Annotated in this window: 16 protein-coding genes; all 16 read left to right on the forward strand. The window is 53.0% G+C overall.

What is annotated here, in order from left to right:
- The first annotated feature begins 173 nt into the window (after positions 1 to 173).
- Positions 174 to 1,043: an AraC family transcriptional regulator gene (locus tag RT657_RS08435; protein WP_313653743.1), complete on the forward strand. Its 870-nt coding sequence runs from the start codon at positions 174 to 176 to the stop codon at positions 1,041 to 1,043.
- A gap of 529 nt (positions 1,044 to 1,572) precedes the next feature.
- Positions 1,573 to 2,070 (forward strand): type VI secretion system contractile sheath small subunit, encoded by a 498-nt coding sequence (tssB, locus tag RT657_RS08440; protein WP_313653745.1) that lies wholly within the window; start codon positions 1,573 to 1,575, stop codon positions 2,068 to 2,070.
- Positions 2,071 to 2,103: 33 nt separating this feature from the next.
- Positions 2,104 to 3,651, forward strand: a complete 1,548-nt coding sequence (gene tssC / locus RT657_RS08445; RefSeq protein WP_313653747.1) for a type VI secretion system contractile sheath large subunit — start codon at positions 2,104 to 2,106, stop codon at positions 3,649 to 3,651.
- A gap of 18 nt (positions 3,652 to 3,669) precedes the next feature.
- A complete protein-coding gene (tssK, locus tag RT657_RS08450) occupies positions 3,670 to 5,007 on the forward strand; it encodes a type VI secretion system baseplate subunit TssK (RefSeq protein WP_313653748.1) in 1,338 nt (445 codons plus the stop codon).
- Positions 5,004 to 5,657, forward strand: coding sequence for a type VI secretion system protein TssL, short form (tssL, locus tag RT657_RS08455; protein ID WP_313653751.1), 654 nt, complete (start codon positions 5,004 to 5,006; stop codon positions 5,655 to 5,657). Before tssK ends, tssL begins: the two co-directional genes overlap by 4 nt.
- A gap of 3 nt (positions 5,658 to 5,660) precedes the next feature.
- Positions 5,661 to 7,385 carry an OmpA family protein gene (locus RT657_RS08460; protein WP_313653753.1) on the forward strand — a complete coding sequence of 575 codons (1,725 nt, stop codon included), beginning with the start codon at positions 5,661 to 5,663 and terminating at the stop codon, positions 7,383 to 7,385.
- 4 nt (positions 7,386 to 7,389) lie between these two features.
- The gene (gene hcp / locus RT657_RS08465; protein ID WP_313653755.1) at positions 7,390 to 7,881 is read left to right on the forward strand and encodes a type VI secretion system effector Hcp; all 492 of its coding nucleotides are present in this window, start codon (positions 7,390 to 7,392) and stop codon (positions 7,879 to 7,881) included.
- A 175-nt stretch (positions 7,882 to 8,056) separates the two neighbouring features.
- Complete coding sequence (gene tssH, locus RT657_RS08470) at positions 8,057 to 10,705, forward strand: type VI secretion system ATPase TssH (protein ID WP_313653757.1); 2,649 nt, start codon at positions 8,057 to 8,059, stop codon at positions 10,703 to 10,705.
- Between the two features lie 9 nt (positions 10,706 to 10,714).
- Positions 10,715 to 11,311, forward strand: coding sequence for a DUF2778 domain-containing protein (locus tag RT657_RS08475; protein WP_313653759.1), 597 nt, complete (start codon positions 10,715 to 10,717; stop codon positions 11,309 to 11,311).
- Positions 11,308 to 11,535, forward strand: coding sequence for a hypothetical protein (locus tag RT657_RS08480; RefSeq protein WP_023332922.1), 228 nt, complete (start codon positions 11,308 to 11,310; stop codon positions 11,533 to 11,535). The genes RT657_RS08475 and RT657_RS08480 overlap by 4 nt, the downstream gene beginning before the upstream one ends.
- Positions 11,536 to 11,615: 80 nt before the next feature.
- Entirely contained in the window at positions 11,616 to 14,348 is a 2,733-nt protein-coding gene (locus RT657_RS08485) for a type VI secretion system tip protein VgrG (RefSeq protein ID WP_313653761.1), read from the forward strand.
- Positions 14,341 to 14,964 carry a type VI secretion system amidase effector protein Tae4 gene (locus RT657_RS08490; RefSeq protein WP_313653763.1) on the forward strand — a complete coding sequence of 208 codons (624 nt, stop codon included), beginning with the start codon at positions 14,341 to 14,343 and terminating at the stop codon, positions 14,962 to 14,964. Before RT657_RS08485 ends, RT657_RS08490 begins: the two co-directional genes overlap by 8 nt.
- Positions 14,961 to 15,443 carry a hypothetical protein gene (locus RT657_RS08495; RefSeq protein WP_313653765.1) on the forward strand — a complete coding sequence of 161 codons (483 nt, stop codon included), beginning with the start codon at positions 14,961 to 14,963 and terminating at the stop codon, positions 15,441 to 15,443. The genes RT657_RS08490 and RT657_RS08495 overlap by 4 nt, the downstream gene beginning before the upstream one ends.
- 88 nt (positions 15,444 to 15,531) lie before the next feature.
- Positions 15,532 to 17,559 carry a lipase family protein gene (locus RT657_RS08500; protein WP_313653767.1) on the forward strand — a complete coding sequence of 676 codons (2,028 nt, stop codon included), beginning with the start codon at positions 15,532 to 15,534 and terminating at the stop codon, positions 17,557 to 17,559.
- Positions 17,552 to 18,322 (forward strand): hypothetical protein, encoded by a 771-nt coding sequence (locus RT657_RS08505; protein WP_313653768.1) that lies wholly within the window; start codon positions 17,552 to 17,554, stop codon positions 18,320 to 18,322. Before RT657_RS08500 ends, RT657_RS08505 begins: the two co-directional genes overlap by 8 nt.
- 27 nt (positions 18,323 to 18,349) lie before the next feature.
- Positions 18,350 to 18,616 carry a PAAR domain-containing protein gene (locus RT657_RS08510; RefSeq protein WP_313653770.1) on the forward strand — a complete coding sequence of 89 codons (267 nt, stop codon included), beginning with the start codon at positions 18,350 to 18,352 and terminating at the stop codon, positions 18,614 to 18,616.
- Positions 18,617 to 18,619 lie beyond the last annotated feature (3 nt).

The following is an 18,619-nucleotide window of genomic DNA, read 5'->3' on the forward strand; positions in this document are numbered from 1 at the left end:
GGTTCTCCTCCATAAAACGCCGAGTCTGCGCCCGAAATCCCTGCTGCGCTTGCAACGGGTTGCGGCGGTTTTGCAAAATCTTGCGCATTTTTAACTTCAGTTCCGCTATAGCCTGTTTTCTGATGGGCGCACACCGTAAACTGGCACTCTGTTTAATCTGAACTGACATGCGGATGAGCCCATACCAGACCTTTGACATGCTGCAGCGCCGTAAAGCCCAACTGCGTGACCAGGTGCAGCTTCAGAGCGGCATTCAGCTGGCAGCCTGGTTTAACAGCGGCGATCGCGTGACCAACCACAGCGATCACCATACGCTGAGCCTCTATGTGGCGGGCGGTTATGACACCTGGCATAAAACGCCGCATGGCTGGCGCAACGGCGGCGCACCGGATCGTTTCTGTCTGATGCCTGCCGGTACAGAGTCCACCTGGGATTTGCGTGCCGATCTCGCCTTTGTGCACCTCTACTGCAGCGAGGCGCATCTGCGACAGCTGGCCGAACAGGTCTGGGACCGCAGTCCGGCGCAGTTAACGCTGGATGAGAAAATCTTTTCCACGGATGACCGTATCACCCAGCTCTATCGCCACTTTCTGTTGAGCAGTGACTGGCAACAGCCTGCCAGTCAGTTAACGCTGAGCAGCGCCTCCACGCTGCTGCTGACGCATCTGTTACAGCACTACAGCGAAGTTAACTGGCAGCTGCCTCAGGTGCGGGGAGGGCTGGCCCCGGCAGTATTACGCCGGGTACTCGACTTTATTGATGCCCATCTTGACCAGCCTTTAACGCTCGCCGTGCTGGCGCACGAAGCGGCGCTGAGCGAGTTTCACTTTGCCCGTATGTTCCGTCACACTATCGGCGAAGCGCCGCACCAGTTTGTGATGCGACGCCGCATGGATCGTGCGCGGGTGCTGCTTGAACGGCCCGATCTGACCCTGACCGCCATCGCTTTACAGTGTGGCTTTCACTCGTCAGCTCACTTCAGTCACCGTTTCCGCCAGGTATACGGAACCACACCCTCCGCCTGTCGCCGGGCACTCAGCTAAGCAACCTGGTCTCTGAATCGGTTACCGCTTCTGCATACAGGCGCAGACCGGATCGGGATCATGGAAACCAGGGTCGGGTAATAAGCATTTCCTGAGATCAAAACAATTCTCTTATTATCTGACACTGCTCTCTGTTTATTTCTTTTTGTCTCTGGCTGTATCAGTATTAAAAAATTTAAAGCTGATTCTTTTTTTGGTTTTTACGTAATGAAAGTGTTAAAAGTCTTAGAGAATGGTTATTTTCCGGTTTAAAATATTAATCTCAATCAATCTAATCAGCTTTATTAAATCATCTGCTGTTTAATTTTGGTATTACGGCATAAAAATTTGTTTAATATATTTAAAGTAGCTCAATTTTCTGAAATGTCAGTATAAATCCCTCTGCTTTATTCAGCATAAAAATCTAAGAAAACTCCTATTGAAGTTTAATGATCTGTTTGTTTGATCTTTTGTTGTTCATTGTTCTATTATCGCGGGCAGTTAATCCGGGTCAGAAAAGTACCTACGGCGATAAGAAAGGGATGATGAAATGGCTGAAAGTTTCCAGAATGAAGTGCCAAAATCACGTATTAATTTAAAGCTTGATCTCCATACCGGAGGCGCAAACAAGAAAACAGAACTTCCGCTTAAATTACTGGTGGCAGGTGATTTCAGTAATGGAAAGGACGCATCTCAAATATCGGAGCGGAAAAAGGTAAATTTAGACAAAAATAACTTCGATTCTGTTCTTTCCGAATATTCCCCAAAAGTGAACTTTGCCGTTAAAAATACACTCGCGGGTGACGGCAGTGAAGAAAAGATCAGTCTGACATTCCGCAGCATGCAGGATTTCTCTCCGGAACAGATCGCCCGACAGATCCCGCAGCTGAAAGCGATGCTCTCCATGCGCAATCTACTGCGTGATTTAAAGGCCAACCTGCTGGACAACCAGGCCTTTCGCAAGGAGCTGGAAAAAATCCTGCTCGATCCGGCCTTAAGCGCAGAGCTCCGGGCCGAACTCTCCGCGCTGGCCTCTCAACAGCCATAACTTTCGCGATGAATTAATGGATTAATAAGGAAGATGTTGATGTCTGTACAAAATGAGAACGCCACGGGTGGCGACTATGCGGTAACCGGGCGTCCTGCCGCGGGTGGGGTTTATGCCTCTCTGTTTGAAAAAATCAATCTGAACCCGGTTTCAGAGCTGAGTGCGCTGGATATCTGGCAGGACGCACAGGCGATGTCGGATGCAACGGCAGATGAACGTATTACAGCCGGTATGCAGGTCTTTCTCGAATGCCTGACTAAATCAGGCTCTAAGGTCGAAAAACTCGATAAAAACCTTATTGACCAGCACATTGCCGCACTGGATGACCAGATCAGTCGTCAGCTCGATGCCGTCATGCATCATAAGACGTTTCAGGCGGTAGAAAGCCTGTGGCGCGGCGTGAAGTCACTGGTCGACAAAACCGATTTCCGCCAGAACGTGAAAATCGAACTACTGGATATGTCCAAAGAGGCGCTGCGCCAGGACTTTGAAGACAGCCCGGAAATCATTCAGAGCGGGCTCTACAAACAGACCTATATTGATGAGTATGACACCCCGGGTGGCGAACCGATTGCTGCCCTGATCTCGGCGTACGAATTTGATGCGTCGGCACAGGATGTGGCCCTGCTGCGCAATATTTCGAAAGTCTCCGCCGCTGCCCACATGCCGTTTATCGGCTCTGCCGGTCCGACATTCTTCCTGAAAGATTCCATGGAGGAGGTGGCGGCCATTAAAGATATTGGCAACTACTTCGACCGTGCTGAATACATCAAGTGGAAATCCTTCCGCGAAACGGATGATGCCCGCTATATCGGGCTGGTGATGCCGCGTGTTCTGGGCCGTCTGCCGTATGGCCCCGACACCGTTCCGGTGCGCAGCTTCAACTACGCCGAAGAGGTGAAAGGCCCGGATCACAATAAATATCTGTGGACCAGCGCCTCCTTTGCCTTTGCGGCGAACATGGTGCGCAGCTTCATTCACAACGGCTGGTGTGTGCAGATTCGTGGCCCGCAGGCGGGAGGTGCCGTTCAGGATCTGCCGATTCATCTCTACGATCTGGGCACCGGTAATCAGGTGAAGATCCCGTCTGAAGTCATGATCCCGGAGACCCGTGAATTTGAGTTCGCCAGCCTGGGGTTCATTCCGCTGTCGTACTATAAAAATCGCGACTATGCGTGCTTTTTTTCCGCCAACTCCGCCCAGAAACCTGCGCTGTATGACACGGCTGATGCGACCGCGAACAGCCGCATTAACGCGCGCCTGCCTTATATCTTCCTGCTGTCACGTATTGCGCACTACCTGAAGCTTATCCAGCGCGAAAACATTGGCACCACCAAAGACCGCCGTCTGCTGGAGTTAGAGCTCAATACCTGGGTGCGCAGCCTGGTGACCGAAATGACCGATCCGGGCGATGAGCTGCAGGCTTCTCACCCGCTGCGCGATGCGAAAGTGGTGGTGGAAGACATCGAAGATAACCCCGGTTTCTTCCGCGTGAAGCTGTTCGCTATCCCGCATTTCCAGGTGGAAGGGATGGACGTCAACCTGTCACTGGTTTCGCAGATGCCGAAGGCGAAATCGTAAGGCGAGGGGAAATCAGGGATGAAAATTTACCGTCCACTTTGGGAGGATGGGGCCGCTCTGGCCCCGCAACAATTCCAGCAGCAGGCCCGCTGGAGTGAATACGTTGCTGACATGGTCGCCCGGATGGGGTTTTCTCATCCCTGGGGCGTGATGGCGGCAGAGTTTGATGATGCTGCACTGGCGCTCGCGCGCCTGAATGCCACCCGTCTGGTCGTACGTTTCCAGGATGGCACGATTGTTGATACGGATCTGGCGGATAATATTCCGCCGGTCTGTGATTTGTCTGCCGCAAACGGCTCAGAGGCTGTTGAGGTGGTTGCCGCACTGCCGCTGCTGAGCGCCAGCGGTGGCAACCTTGATAACGGCCAGGACAGTGAGCGCCCGCGTCGCTGGAAAGCAGAGCGTGTGGTCGTGCAGGAACTGGCCGGCCATGAAAGCGGGGAGCTTGCGATCCTGCGTCATGCGCTGACCCTGCGTCTGTCCAGCCAGGAAAACGCAGCATACCTGACCTGTCCGGTGGCCCGTCTGGTGCGTAATGCTCAGGGGCAGTGGAGCCGGGACCCATCCTTTATCCCGCCAGTACTGTCTATTGCTGCCAGTCCGTGGCTTACTACCGAACTGGGTGACCTGCTGGTCCGTCTGCAGGCCCGTCGCCGTCGCCTGATGGCCATGCGCCGGGAAAGCAATGAGCGCATGGCTGACTTTGCGGTTGCGGATGTCTCCCTGTTCTGGCTGCTCAATGCCCTGAACAGCGCCGAGCCGGTGTTGAAGGAATTGCATCAGACGCCTGAGCGTCACCCGGAAATGCTGTATCGCGAATTGACCCGTCTGGCCGGCAGCCTGCTGACTTTCTCACTTGAGCACGACGCCGGCGATATTCCTGCTTACCAGCACGATGCACCGGAACGGGTCTTCCCGCCGCTGCTGACACTGCTCGATAAGCTGCTGGAAGCGAGCCTGCCTTCACGTGTGGTGAATATCCACCTGGAGCACCAGAACCAGATCTGGAAAGGTGCCCTGCACGATGCGCGCCTGCGCGAAGGGGCAGACTTCTACCTTTCCGTACGCTCTTCCATGCCAAACCATGAACTTCAGACCAAATTCCCGCAGCTGTGTAAAGCGGGCAGCTTTGAAGATGTGTCCGATGTGGTGAATGTGGCCCTGAGCGGAATGGTTATCAAGCCGCTGACCCATGTGCCGGCCGCTATCCCGTTGCGCCTTGAGAACCACTATTTCTCGCTGGATCTGAGTACCGGGACGGCACAGGCAATGCTTGAGATGGGCAGCTGCACCTTCTATACCCCGCGCTCGCTGGGGGATGTGAGTCTTGAACTCTTTGCGGTACTGCGCTCATGAATAAATCCGAACTCAGGCAGATAGAACGCATTTTCTATCCGGGCTGGCTGATGGTCAGCCAGCTGCGAGGTGGGCAGGAAGTCCGGGACGGGGAAGGGCTCTATCGCCGGGCCTGCTGTCTGGTGCAGGAGGCGAAAGCGGCGCTCACGGAGGCAGGTTACAGCGACATTAACCGTGACCATATGGTGTATGCCCTGTGTGCACTGCTTGATGAGAGTGTGATGAACCGCGGAACCATCGATGACGGTTACCTGATCTGGCGCCGTGATCCGCTGCAGGCTCATTTCTTTGGCACCCTCAATGCCGGTGAGGAGCTGTGGGAACGGATCCGCAACCTGCTGAAAGAAACCGCCCCTGATGCTGCTGTCCTGACCTGCATGTATCGGAGCCTGCAACTGGGGTTCGTGGGGCAGTATCGCACTCAGGATGATGAGCGCCGGGAAGATATTGTTCGTGCGCTTGCGGAACGGGTACCGGCCTTTACGCTGGCACAGGACGTTCCCATTGTTACCCGGGCATCACGCCTGCGCAGCGGCCGTCGCGGGTACTGGCTGAGCTGGATTGTGGCCGCTGTCGCCCTGGTGGCGCTCTGGTTCTTCCTTTCGTCTTCGCTTACCGAACTGGTAAGCCAGACCGTCAGGCCGGGGTAAGCGATGCGGGATGCGTACCGAAGTCTGTTAACTGCCCTGGGGGCCGTACTGGCGCTGTGGCTCATTCTGGGATTCTGGCCACTGTCCGCGGGCAGCCGTGTGGCACTCAGTCTGTTGGTTGTTCTGGTGTCCGGGGCGATGCTCTGGCGTCAGCGACGGGCTGCGCAGGCGCGGGCAACCGCTGTCCGGGAAATTGTGGATGAAAACCTGCCACCGGAAGATTTTCAGGGGGCAGTGGTCCTCGTTTGTGGCGACAACACTCCGCTGTTTGTGTCCGGCACCCGTCACCGGGAAACCCGGCAGGGCTGGTATCTGTGGGTGAAGGATGCGGAACAACTGCCCCTCCTGGCACAGCATCTGAGCCTGGTGCGCCCGGCCCTGGCGTCGCAAATCTCCGTCATGCTGGCGGTGGTGCCTGAACAGCACTTCTCTGGCGATGATTTTACCCAGCATCTTCGGGGCTGGCAGCGGTCTGTCGTCCAGTGCCGTGCGGCATTTGGCACTCTCCCCCCGCTGTGGACCGTGACCTGGGTATCGCCTCCTGTGGCCTGTGCAGAGGCTAAGCCCGTCTGGTTTACCACAGTCAGCCCGCGAAGCGGTATTCAGGTGTATCAGCCCGGTCAGGGCAATGTGTCACTGACGGATTGGCCTCTGGAAATTGGAACGGACGGGCGTCTTTCGCGTTTGAGCCATGGCCTGTGGCTGGACAGTCTGCTTGCCTGGCAGAACAGTGCGGTGAATGACCTGCTGTCGGTACGGCGGGGGGAGTTACCGGTGATGACGCCCTGCGTGCAGGGTATGTGCATGGTGCCGGTGAGTGGTATCGCGGGCAATCTCTGGCAACAGCAAATCACTTCCGTGACGGCGCTGCCACCGGATGCAGTTGAAACGACAGAACCACTGCCGCTGCCTGAAATGCTGCTGCCAGCGCTGCCACGCCGACGGGGCATCAGCCGCAGAATGGTGTTCTGGCGTTACGCCGGGTTGCTGGGCGGGATTTTCCTGGCACTTGCCATGCTGGCGTCCTGGATGAACAACCAGCGCCTCATCCGTAATGTGGGCGATCACCTTGCGTTGTATCGCCAGCTGACAGGGGAGCCTGTTGCCCCGAAACTGCGTGCCCAGCAGCGCCTCAGAGCCGATGGCGCATTGCTTGACGACTGGGCGCGACGCGGGCAGCCACTGCGTTATCGCCTGGGTCTGTATCAGGGACTGCGACTGATTCCGCCCGTTGAGGCCGCCGTCAATGACTGGGCACCTCCGCCACCGCCGCCTCCGATCATTAAGAAAATTATTCAGGGTCCGAAAACCCTTCGCCTCGACAGCATGTCGCTGTTCGATTCGGGAAAGTCGGCGCTCAGAGCCGACTCGACCAAAATGCTGGTCAATTCTCTGGTCGGTATTAAGGCCAGACCGGGCTGGCTGATTGTGGTCGCGGGTCATACAGACAATACAGGTAACGCACAGCTGAACCAGACGCTGTCACAGAAACGTGCCGGGGCGGTGCGTGACTGGATGCGTGACACCGGCGATGTGCCGGAAAGCTGTTTTGCGGTGCAGGGTTATGGCGCAAGTCGCCCGATCGCAACCAACGACACCCCGGAGGGCCGTGCGCTTAACCGCCGTGTCGAAATCAGTCTGGTACCGCAGGCAAACGCCTGTCAGATACCGGATCACACCCAGGCGTCATCTCAGGATGATGACGCGTCACAACACAATGGAGAGTAATTCCATGGCAATTCCTGTTTATCTCTGGCTGAAAGACGACGGCGGCGCGGACATCAAAGGGTCTGTGGACGTGCAGGACCGTGACGGCAGCATCGAAGTGGTGGCGCAGGCGCATAACCTGTACATCCCGACCGACAACAACACCGGCAAGCTGACCGGTACCCGTATCCACACCCCGTTCCTGTTCACCAAGGAAATTGACTCGGCCAGCCCGTACCTCTACAAGGCGGTGACCACCGGTCAGACCCTCAAGTCTGCGGAATTCAGGTGGTACAAAATCAACGACGCAGGCCAGGAGGTGGAGTACTTCAACACCAGGCTTGAGAACGTGAAGGTGGTGAAGGTGAATCCGGTGATGCACGACATCAAGGATCCTTCCTACGAGAAGCATAACCATCTGGAGCAGATTGAGCTGCGCTACGAAAAAATCACCTGGACCTACAAAGACGGCAACATCATTCATTCCGACTCCTGGAACGAACGCGCCACCGCGTAAGTCACGAGCGGGCAGGGTTTCTCTGTCCGCTTTTTTGTTTTTGCTGAGCGTCTGCCCGCGCGGGCTTTCAGCAAAGAACCCACAATCTGCCAGCCGACCGTATGCGCTTTGGTCTCCTTCACGGGAAACAGCGAGGGGCGGTAGCGTGTCCAGGAACCGACAAAGAGAGAACCTCATGGAAAATCCAGCCATCCTGCTGCGACGTCTGAATCCTTACTGTGCCCGTGCGATGGAAGGGGCGGCCTCGCTCTGTCAGACCCGCGCCCATGCGGAAATTCTGCCGGAGCACTGGCTGCTGAAACTGCTGGAGCAGGGGGAAGGTGACCTGACCGTGCTGGCCAGGCGCTACGAGTGGGATATGGATGCGCTGTGGCAGGCTTTGCTGGGCTGGCTGGATAAGCAGCCGCGTTCGGTACGCCATCGCCCGCAACTGTCTGACGCCATTCAGACCCTGATGCAGGAAGCCTGGCTGATTGCCTCGCTTAACGGTGAAGAGCACATCCGAAGCCTGCACCTGTTAATGGCACTGGTGGAAAAACAGAATCTGGTGCGCTGCGATGGCCTGTGGCCGCTGCTGACGCTGGGCCAGAGCCAACTGGAGCGTCTGCGTCCGCTGCTCGACGCTCAGTCGGACGAACGTCCGGACGTGCAGCAGGAAGCAGACCTGGCGCAGAGCCACGGTGGCGAGGTGGAGTTTGTGGGCCGTCCGGTGGGTGCGGAACTGAAAGAGGGGGAACTGACCCCGGCCCTGCAGAATGCGCTGGAGAAATTCACCCTCGACGTCACGGCTAAAGCGAAAGAGGGCAGGATTGACCCGGTCTTTGGTCGTGATACTGAAATCCGCCAGATGGTGGACATTCTCTCGCGCCGTCGCAAGAACAACCCGATTCTGGTGGGGGAACCAGGAGTGGGGAAAACCGCACTGGTTGAAGGTCTGGCATTGCGTATTGCCGAGGGTAATGTGCCGGAATCACTTAAGCAGGTCATCCTGCGCACCCTCGACCTCGGCCTGTTGCAGGCAGGGGCAGGCGTGAAAGGTGAGTTCGAACAGCGCCTGAAAAACGTCATCGATGCGGTGCAGCAGTCGCCCACCCCGATTTTGCTGTTTATTGACGAAGCCCACACCCTCATCGGCGCAGGTAATCAGGCCGGAGGCGCAGATGCGGCCAACCTGCTGAAACCCGCTCTGGCGCGCGGCGAACTGCGTACCATTGCCGCCACGACATGGTCTGAATACAAACAGTACTTCGAGCGCGATGCGGCGCTGGAGCGTCGTTTCCAGATGGTCAAAGTCGACGAGCCTGACGATGACACCGCCTGCCTGATGCTGCGCGGTCTCAAATCCCGTTACGCCGAACACCATAACGTGCACATTACCGACGACGCGGTCAAAGCGGCGGTCACCCTGTCTCGTCGCTATCTGACCGGCCGTCAGCTGCCGGATAAGGCGGTTGACCTGCTCGACACCGCCGCAGCCCGCGTGCGCATGAGCCTGGATACCGTGCCGGAAGCTATCGTGCGCCTGAAAGCACAGCTCACCGCGCTTGAACTGGAAGAGCAGGCGCTGCGGGAAGATATCGCTGCCGGCAGCTACCGCCATGGTGACCGCCTGGGTGCCATTGAGCAGCAGAGGACTGAACTGGAAGTGCGCATTGCGGAGCAGGAAGCGCGTTTCAGCACTGAAAAGGCGCTGGCGCAGCAGCTGATGACCAGCCGCCAGGACATCAGCCAGCAGGCGGAGATTTCCGACCTGCGGCAGCAGCTCGAACAGGCACAACAGGGCGACGTGCTGGTTCAGGTGGATGTGGACACCCGCACGGTTGCCAACGTGATTGCCGACTGGACGGGCGTGCCGCTCTCATCCCTGATGAAAGACGAACAGACCGAACTGCTGACCCTGGAAAATGAAATCGGCCAGCGTGTCGTCGGTCAGGATGTTTCTCTTGAGGCTATCGCCCGGCGCCTGCGTGCGGCAAAAACGGGTCTCACCTCCGAGAATGGTCCGCAGGGCGTGTTCCTGCTGGTTGGCCCGAGCGGTGTCGGTAAGACCGAAACGGCACTGGCGCTGGCGGACGTGCTGCACGGCGGCGAGAAATCACTGATTACCATCAATCTGTCCGAGTATCAGGAGCCGCACACCGTTTCGCAGCTGAAAGGCTCACCGCCGGGCTATGTGGGTTACGGTCAGGGCGGCATTATCACCGAAGCGGTGCGTAAACGTCCGTACAGCGTGGTGCTGCTGGATGAAGTGGAAAAGGCGCACCGCGACGTGATGAACCTGTTCTACCAGGTGTTCGACCGGGGCTTTATGCGCGACGGCGAAGGGCGCGAAATTGATTTCCGTAACACCGTTATCCTGATGACCTCCAACCTCGGCAGCGACCACCTGATGCAATTGCTGGACGAACAGCCGGAGGCCAGCGAAGCCGACCTGCACGAGCTGCTGCGCCCGATACTGCGCGACCACTTCCAGCCCGCGCTGCTGGCCCGTTTCCAGACGGTGATTTACCGTCCATTAGCCGAAGCGGCGATGCGTACCATCGTGGAAATGAAACTCTCACAGGTCAGCAAGCGTCTGCATCGACACTACGGCCTGAGCACGCACATTGATGAAAGTCTTTATGACGCGCTGACTTCAGCCTGCCTGCTGCCAGATACCGGTGCACGTAACGTCGATAGCCTGCTCAATCAGCAGATTCTGCCGGTGCTGAGCCAGCAACTGCTCACGCACATGGCCGCGAAGCAGAAGCCGCACAGCCTGACACTGGGCTGGAACGATGAGGAAGGGGTTGTACTGGCGTTTAATGAGGCGCACGGAGGCTGAAATGCAGATTTGCATGAGGATTACGGCAACCTGTCGGCGGATGGCAAAACGGCGTACCTGAAATGCTACGGCATCGGGACTTTTGAAGTGCTGACGGGCGTGGGTTTTTATATCAATAATCCTGACTGTGCTGACCATGAAAAGGCTGCTATCCCGCCAGGGACTTACTGGGTGACCGACAGGCCTGCCGGCAGCCTTTATAATCGAGTCCGGGCAGAGGCGATCGATGCATGGCATGGTTACCGAAATCATCATTCCGAATGGTTTGCCCTTTTCAGCGATAAAACTAAAAGAGACAGCATCATGGTGAATGGCCTGAACCGTACAGGATTTCGTCTTCATCCTTTGAACAGCGATGGTTCCGGTGAGTCCTGGGGCTGTATCACCCTTCGCCGATCCAGTGATTTTCAGCATCTGCGACGTCTGCTACTGCAGCGGGGGACGTTCCCTGTTCCTGGCGGCAATGGCCTGAAGGCCTATGCCCGTATCGATGTGCGTGGTACCGCGGACTACAGCCTGTGTGATAAAGAAACCGAAGAACGAAAAGAGGCTGAGAAACGCCGGATGCAGCAGGCCCTGAAAAAGCGGGCGGGGAATGCCGAATGAAAATCCTGCTGTTTATTGTGCTGTTCTGGAGCGGGATCCACTTCATTCCTGATGTATGGGTTGCGAGTTTTGTGAAGGCCCATATCCCGATTAGCGGTGACGGGGAAGAAGCGATGGACAGCTTCGAGATGCATATCATCGTGATTAAAACAACGTTGTGTGCTGTCGGGGCGTACCTCCTGATGAAGCTATTCTACTGGTTGAAAACACGTCGAAAAAAATAATCTCTTTCTCACTTCCTGTGACCGATACTGGCCCGCGCCAGCCCTGACGGAATAACCAAATACACAATGGAGTCAACGCCATGAGCCTGACGGATACCCTGAACACGATGGTGGCCACCGTCACCGGAAAAGCCCTGAATCGCTACCGCCTCGATATCCCTTCCTGCGCGGCCGATATCGACGTGGAGGACTTCAGTGGTTCAGAAGAGATGAGCGAGCTTTACAGCTATACCATCAACTTCACCAGCGCCGACAAGAACATTGATGCCCGCCAGATGCTGAGTAAGCCGGCAACCCTGACCATGGGCGCGGGCAACGTGCTTTCCCTTGCGGAGCGCAAGGTGGTTCATGGGGTGGTGATCCGTTTCGAGCGTACCGGTGGTTCAGCAGATGAAGCGCAATACTGCATTGTGCTGGAACCGTTCCTCGCATTGCTGGGGAATCAGTTCCGCACCCATCGCTTTTTCGTCAACAAGTCGGTGCCGGAAGTGGTTGCAGAGGTGCTCACGGAACATGGGCTCAAAGGCTGGGAGTTTGAGTTTACCCTCAAAGCCGACTATCCAAAGCGTGAGCAGATTAACCAGTATCAGGAAAACGACCTCGCCTTTATTGAACGCCTGCTGGCGGAGGTGGGGATTTTTTACTTCTTCACTCTGCAGCCTGATACCCAGACCGAAGTGGTGCACTTTGCGGACAAGCAGAGCGCCTGGACGTTTGGTAAAAAACTGCCGCTGAACAGCCCGTCAGGGGCGAATGACAATGCGGCCGACTCGGTGTGGGACGTGCATGTCTGGCATAACGTGGTGGAGCGCTCGGTCACGGCCAGCGACTATAACCACCGTGAGGCCCAGAACATCCTGACCTCCGTACCGGTTGACATGACCCGCGGTGACGGGGAGGGGAATACCTACGGGGACGTGTATCACTACCGCCCACGGCACCTTGAACGTGGCGACAAAATTACACCGACGGCAGAAACTGGTAACTTCTGGGCGCGCCTGGAGCATGAGCGCTTCCTATCCACCCAAACCACCGTGACCGGCAGCAGTACCGACCATACCCTGGGTCCGGCCCAAGTACTGTCTATCACCGAGACGGCTATCCCACCGACGCTGCCGCGTGAAACCGAAAACGGCCTTGTCATCATCAGCGCGGGTTACTCCGCCAGTCGTCAGAACGCGCTGAAGGTTGAATGGGCAGCGATGCCGTACTACGAGAACCGCTGCTGGCGTCCAGCCGCGAAAAAGCGTCCGGTGGTCAGCGGCACGATGACGGCGCGAGTGACCAGCGCCAGGGATAACGACATCTACGCCTGGCAGGATGCGTCGGGCATGTACCGGGTGAAATTCGATGCCGACCGTGATGACAAAAATCAGGGCGTGGAAAGCATGCCGGTGCGCTTTGCCAGGCCTTACGGCGGCGATAAGTACGGCTTCCACTTCCCGCTGATTCAGGGCACTGAAGTCGCCATTGCTTTCCACGAAGGCGACCCGGACCGCCCGTATATCGCTCATGCTCTCCACGATTCCCGCCACGTTGACCATGTTACGGAGGCCAACAGCACGCGTAACGTTATCCGCACCGCCGGGCTGAACAAGCTGCGGATGGAGGACAGGCGCGGCGAAGAGCACATCAAGCTCAGTACCGAATACGGGGGTAAGACCCAGCTTAATTTAGGACACAACGTCAATGCTTCCAGGGTTCTTCGTGGTGAAGGGGCAGAGTTGCGCACTAACGACTGGATCAGTGTTCGTGGTGGTAAGGGGATTCTGCTCACTGCAGATGCTCAGCCTGACGTCGGCAGTAAAATGCTTGAAATGGACAGGGCTGTAGAACAGCTGGAGCAGGCACTCACGCTGGCAAGAAGCCTCCAGGCCGCTGCGAAAGAGGCACAGGCAACAGTATCTGACATCGACAGCCAAAAGACGCTAAACAGCTCACTGAAATATCTGAAAATGCCAGGATTGATGGCCAGTGCTCCCGCTGGAATAGGCATTGTCAGTCCTGAGGCTGTCCGGCTTGCTTCAGGCGGGGCAAGTATTGGCCTTATGTCAGGTAAAAACACGGATATCAGCACCGGGCAATCGTTCACTGTAGCGGCAAGCGAGGCTGTAAGTTTGTTTGCACAGGCAGCAGGAATGAAAATGTATGCGGGGGCAGGGACGGTTGATATTCAGGCACAAGCTGATGCCATGAATGTTTCAGCATTACAGGACATCACTGTCGCCAGTGGTCAGGGAAGCGTAAAGGTGAATGCCAGCAAGGAACTGATTTTAAGTTGCGGTGGCGCTTATATAAAGCTTAGCGGTGGGAATATTGAGCTGGGATGTCCGGGAAATATTTTGCTGAAAGCGGCAAATGTTAATCAGACAGGTCCTGCCAGCTTAGATACACCTCCAGTGACCTTCCCGAAAGGATATTCCGGTTCCTTCACTATCAAAGATACGGAGACTGGCGAGATTAAGCCTTTTACCAAATATAAAGTTACCTCACCAGAGGGAGATGTTTTTGAAGGGATATCGGATTTATCAGGAAAAACAGCGCCGCTTTATTCATCAACACCAGGCAAAATGAAAATTGAATTTCCAGACGCGATGAGTGATGAACAATTCAGAGCAATCGATAGGTCGACAGGATCACCTATCTCAGGATATGCATACTATATCATTGCCGAGAGTGATGAATCTGTATCAGGGTACACTGATAACAATGGATATACCCAACGAATTGAGACAAAAGATGAGTCGACTGTCGAGGTTCTGTGGGGGGAAGATGCTATAGAAAGAATGAATGGAGGTGGATACAATGCCTAATAGCAAAACAATGGCGACAACGAATGGAGTTTCTAATTCTCAAAAAAATGTCCTGCTTAAGGCTATTACATTTGACGAACTATGGTCAGCTTATCCCTCACGAACAATTGAGCATATTGATCCATCGAGTAAAAAAGATGTATTTTCAGATCACTGTGCAATAAATGTCAGCAATGCTCTTTATCAATGCGGCATCCTTATGAAAACTTTCAGCAAGACTCGCTGTTGGAATTGCCCAACACCAGACCCAACGACGAAAAAGGGGATTCACGCCATCAGGGCTGAAGAGTTAAATGAGTATCTTAAAACCCGCCCTTTTGCTGGTTGTCCTGTTCCGAAAAAATTGAGTGGAAAAAATTTTAAGGAGAATGTTGAGGGAAAGACCGGTATTATCTTTTTTAAGGATTACTGGTTGAGAGGGAATGAAAGGACTCCAACAGGGGATCATATCGACTTATGGAATAAAAGTAAATTAGCTGGAAGTGGGGCGCTAGCTTCGTATCTGAGGGTTAACTTCCCTAATGCAACGGAGAGTGTTTCTGGCCTATTTGGCTCAGACACCAGAATCACATCACTCGAGAAAGCTACTGAGGTGTTATTTTGGGAAATAAAATGAAGAATAAAATAATAGCTGGGATCGGTTCGGTGATTACTCTTTTGTATTCATTATTGGTTGTTTTGGCTATAGATGGGTTTGGCCGGAATGGGATTTTTAATAGTGCTATGGATTTATTTAGTTTTGAAAATGGAAGTGTTTACGGAGTCATCCTGTTCACCGTGTGTTTGGTTTTATTAGTATTTTACTATATTGTCATAACTAAGCGTAAGAGCAATGTACTAGCGATGGTGCTAATAGCTTCTTTTATTATCGGTGCTATCTTACTAGGGCTGATTACTAAAGTTACATCAGTGCAAAATAATTTATTTAGCCTTTATATTTCTTGGTTTTATCATGACGCTTATTATGAAGGTGAAGAAAAAGTACAGCAGGTCTTATCATACATTTCACGCCTCGTAGTTCTTTGCTTCTGTTGTGGCGGTATAATTTCGGCCATTTTTATGAAACTCATCAAGCGAAACCTGACTAAGGTATGAACTAAATACACCACGTTATTTACGCTCTAACATAGTAAAAATATGACGAGCGTAAACTAAACATTTGCAAGGATTGAGATTTGGTTTTATGGAAAATAATTCACTGGTTACATCTATAACGCATAGTAACGCTGATGTCATGGCTGGAAAGCAGAAACCCTACTGGGTCGAATTTCAACTGGTTGATGAGCAGGGCGATCCCGTGGCGAATATGCCATGGACTGTTGAAAGTGCTCATCCTGTTTCCGGGCCGGTGGAGGGATTCACTTATTCTGGTCAGAGCGATGCTGACGGGCTAATCAGGGTCGACATGCCGCACGGTCTGGAGCTGAGGCTGACGTTAGATGGCAATCAGCTGGCTACTGAAATGGAAAAACGTACCTTGCGTGTTAGCAGGGATGCGGAAAATGATTCTGTTGTTCGTCCTGAAGCTGAAGAGAAAGGGTATATCTGGCACTACGCTGTTATCGGCGAACTTTGCCGTACCCTTCCCTCTGTTAAACTACGTAAAAGAGAAGTGTGGCCGCCATTCCATTTCCCTCCGCAGAAAATTATGAAAGGGGTGATTGTAAGAACCAATGAGCTTGAAAAGCGACACGTTATTGAAATATGTCCTTTCAGAGCTTGGGAGCTTGTTCTGCAGCATCAAAAGGACTATTCCATTGCGAACGGAATTAATCTTGGTGCGGCAGCAACGCTTGCCTATGCAGACGACAGTACTCTGGATACGGTATCAATTACGCGCTTTTTTATTAACCAGTGCCAGGATCTATCCCGCTTACCTCAGCTTTATAAAGACGGCTCTGCATGGAATACGTTGGTACAGGATGTTCCCTTTAGTGAACGATATCATCCCCCGGTATTTATGGATACCTCACGAGACACGTCACCTAAGGAAGACGAGAAGAACCCACATGGAACAGTACAGGCAGAGGATGACACTGCTGCAACAAAGGCAGACGGTGATACGCAGCTTTATTATGTTTATAACGCGGATAAGGTGATTGTTGCCTGGCGTGGAACGGCCAGCTTGTTTGATGTGGGAACGGATCTGGCGTTCAGACCGGTGAATACTGAAGTTTGTGATATGGATAAAACACAATGTACTAGCTTACTGCCTGCTGGAAAAGTACATACCGGGTTCTGGAGCGGATATAGTCGTGTTGAAAAGAAATTTAAAGAACAGATCGAAACATTAAAAGATCTGCTCGCAAATCTTAAGTTGTTTATCTGTGGGCATAGTTTAGGCGGTGCATTGGCATTAATTCATGCAGCCAAATTGAAGAATTTTAATCCGATACTTTACACTTATGGAATGCCGCGAACTTTTACCCGCGATGCCGTAATGCAATTATCGGAGATTACCCATTTCCGTCATGTAAACGATAATGATCCTATTCCAGCCGTGCCCGCGGAAGCTAACCTGGATAACGAGTTATATAAATTATGGGGATGGTTTGGTGGGACTCTGGGCTTTTTCTGGTCATTGGGTGAGCTTCTGGCTAACCAGATGGTTACCTGGGGAGACTGCTTCTGGCACCACGGCAATACGGTGGCTTTTCTCACAGCTACCCAGAGTCGGGAATGGCATGAGTGCAAGCGAGACCTGCCAACGCCGGCAGGGTGTATTACCATCAGGAATTTACTACCTCTTAAGGCTAAACTTTACCTGGTCCCTGCACTGGCAGAGCAGGAGATGCAGCAGGCTGGTCAGAAGCAGAAAGAATTTAAAGCGTCATTAACGCAGGCAGATCTAAAGAACTTTTTCCCTAAAGGCAGTAATCCGGACAGAGGCGTTAATTTAAATCTTTTTGAACACTTCATGACCTCCTATATGCCTTATATGTATAACAAAGTGCTAGAGCTGATTGATAATGCCGGGATAGTGGAAAAACGTACCTTTACTGAGCACCGGTATAATGTGGATGCATTCCGGGAGCAGACGGCAGAAAATAAAAATGACATACCGGAGAGAGAGGTAGCAAGAAATAACATCTTTCTGAATATAGAAGGACTGCTGGATGCATCGCTTTCCCCTACGTTGTCCATACCGTCTGGCAACGATACACTTTTGCGGTTTGCTCAATACGGAGAAGAGGTAACGGAAAATGTCTAATCAATCAAAAATCATTTTGCTTTCATTAGTGTTGTTTTCATCATCAGGGTGCAGCATAAGTAGAACTGTTAATAAAACCTTATCTCCGCCAGCGGATACAAAATGGGTGAATGTTGAAGTAAAAAATCCGTCTCAGTATACAAAACCCTTCCCGCTCGAAGTCAGATACATCTCTTATGAATGTAAGAAAAAAAGAATCAGTGGATTTGATGGTTCAGTTATTACGGAACCCAGCTATAACGTTATCGGGATCCCCATGCAGCAAGAGAGCGGGGATATCTGGAAAGCAAAAGTGGCTATGACCGGGGGTGGCTCGTGTAAATGGACGTTGAGTGCGGTCAATTTAGGTATCGAATACATTGATGCAACACATCTTGGCGAGGATTTGATACCCGGTACTGCCGTAGGGGTATCGCTTGCTTTTGATAATGATGCCGCGCGGAATGGTCAATTCACCTTCGCTACAGGCGACTTAAATATTTCGGCTAAATATTACCCATATATTCGAGAAAGAAAAATAGCAGAGAAAACAAAAACGCTTTCCCTGCTAGGGAAAGAGAACTTTCTTTCTTATAGAGTTTCTAAACTTAGCAATATTTATTTTTATCCTGAAGTTGATGAGATGAAAGTTGTTAGATATATAGAGCCAGCAAAAAAAATTGATGGTGTGTACTCCAAGATAATTTATCCGGATGGAAGTGTTGCTCCTGAAAAAACTCTTTTTCCTGATTTTGATAAGATCGATAAAATCAATGTTAATTGATTCTTATTTATTTTTCGAGTATTCAACATGACAAAAGGTTTAGTTTTACTTGGTGATAAAACTTCTCACGGCGGAAAAGTGATCTCCGCCTCTTCCAATATTACTGTCGACGGAAAAAAAGCCGCGTTAGTGGGTGATATGGTGAGTTGTCCGGTAGATGGGCATGAAACGAATCCTATCGTGGAAGGATCACCGCACCGGACATTTAACGGTCGCGCTGTTGTCGTCGATGGCAGTAAATGTCAGTGCGGTTGCACTGTAATTTCAAGTGCTCAGAACAGCACAGTAGGATAAGCA

The sequence above is a fragment of the Pantoea sp. genome (genome assembly GCF_032114055.1).
Classification (GTDB): Bacteria; Pseudomonadota; Gammaproteobacteria; order Enterobacterales; family Enterobacteriaceae; genus Pantoea.

Bases quoted from the DNA above. Each gene is read 5' to 3' on its own strand.
- RT657_RS08435 (WP_313653743.1), top strand. From the start codon at position 174: ATGAGCCCATACCAGACCTTTGACATGCTGCAGCGCCGTAAAGCCCAA.
- tssK (WP_313653748.1), top strand. From the start codon at position 3,670: ATGAAAATTTACCGTCCACTTTGGGAGGATGGGGCCGCTCTGGCCCCG.
- tssL (WP_313653751.1), top strand. From the start codon at position 5,004: ATGAATAAATCCGAACTCAGGCAGATAGAACGCATTTTCTATCCGGGC.
- tssH (WP_313653757.1), top strand. From the start codon at position 8,057: ATGGAAAATCCAGCCATCCTGCTGCGACGTCTGAATCCTTACTGTGCC.
- RT657_RS08490 (WP_313653763.1), top strand. From the start codon at position 14,341: ATGCCTAATAGCAAAACAATGGCGACAACGAATGGAGTTTCTAATTCT.
- RT657_RS08510 (WP_313653770.1), top strand. From the start codon at position 18,350: ATGACAAAAGGTTTAGTTTTACTTGGTGATAAAACTTCTCACGGCGGA.
- RT657_RS08505 (WP_313653768.1), top strand. From the start codon at position 17,552: ATGTCTAATCAATCAAAAATCATTTTGCTTTCATTAGTGTTGTTTTCA.
- RT657_RS08485 (WP_313653761.1), top strand. From the start codon at position 11,616: ATGAGCCTGACGGATACCCTGAACACGATGGTGGCCACCGTCACCGGA.
- tssB (WP_313653745.1), top strand. From the start codon at position 1,573: ATGGCTGAAAGTTTCCAGAATGAAGTGCCAAAATCACGTATTAATTTA.
- RT657_RS08495 (WP_313653765.1), top strand. From the start codon at position 14,961: ATGAAGAATAAAATAATAGCTGGGATCGGTTCGGTGATTACTCTTTTG.
- RT657_RS08500 (WP_313653767.1), top strand. From the start codon at position 15,532: ATGGAAAATAATTCACTGGTTACATCTATAACGCATAGTAACGCTGAT.
- tssC (WP_313653747.1), top strand. From the start codon at position 2,104: ATGTTGATGTCTGTACAAAATGAGAACGCCACGGGTGGCGACTATGCG.
- hcp (WP_313653755.1), top strand. From the start codon at position 7,390: ATGGCAATTCCTGTTTATCTCTGGCTGAAAGACGACGGCGGCGCGGAC.
- RT657_RS08480 (WP_023332922.1), top strand. From the start codon at position 11,308: ATGAAAATCCTGCTGTTTATTGTGCTGTTCTGGAGCGGGATCCACTTC.
- RT657_RS08460 (WP_313653753.1), top strand. From the start codon at position 5,661: ATGCGGGATGCGTACCGAAGTCTGTTAACTGCCCTGGGGGCCGTACTG.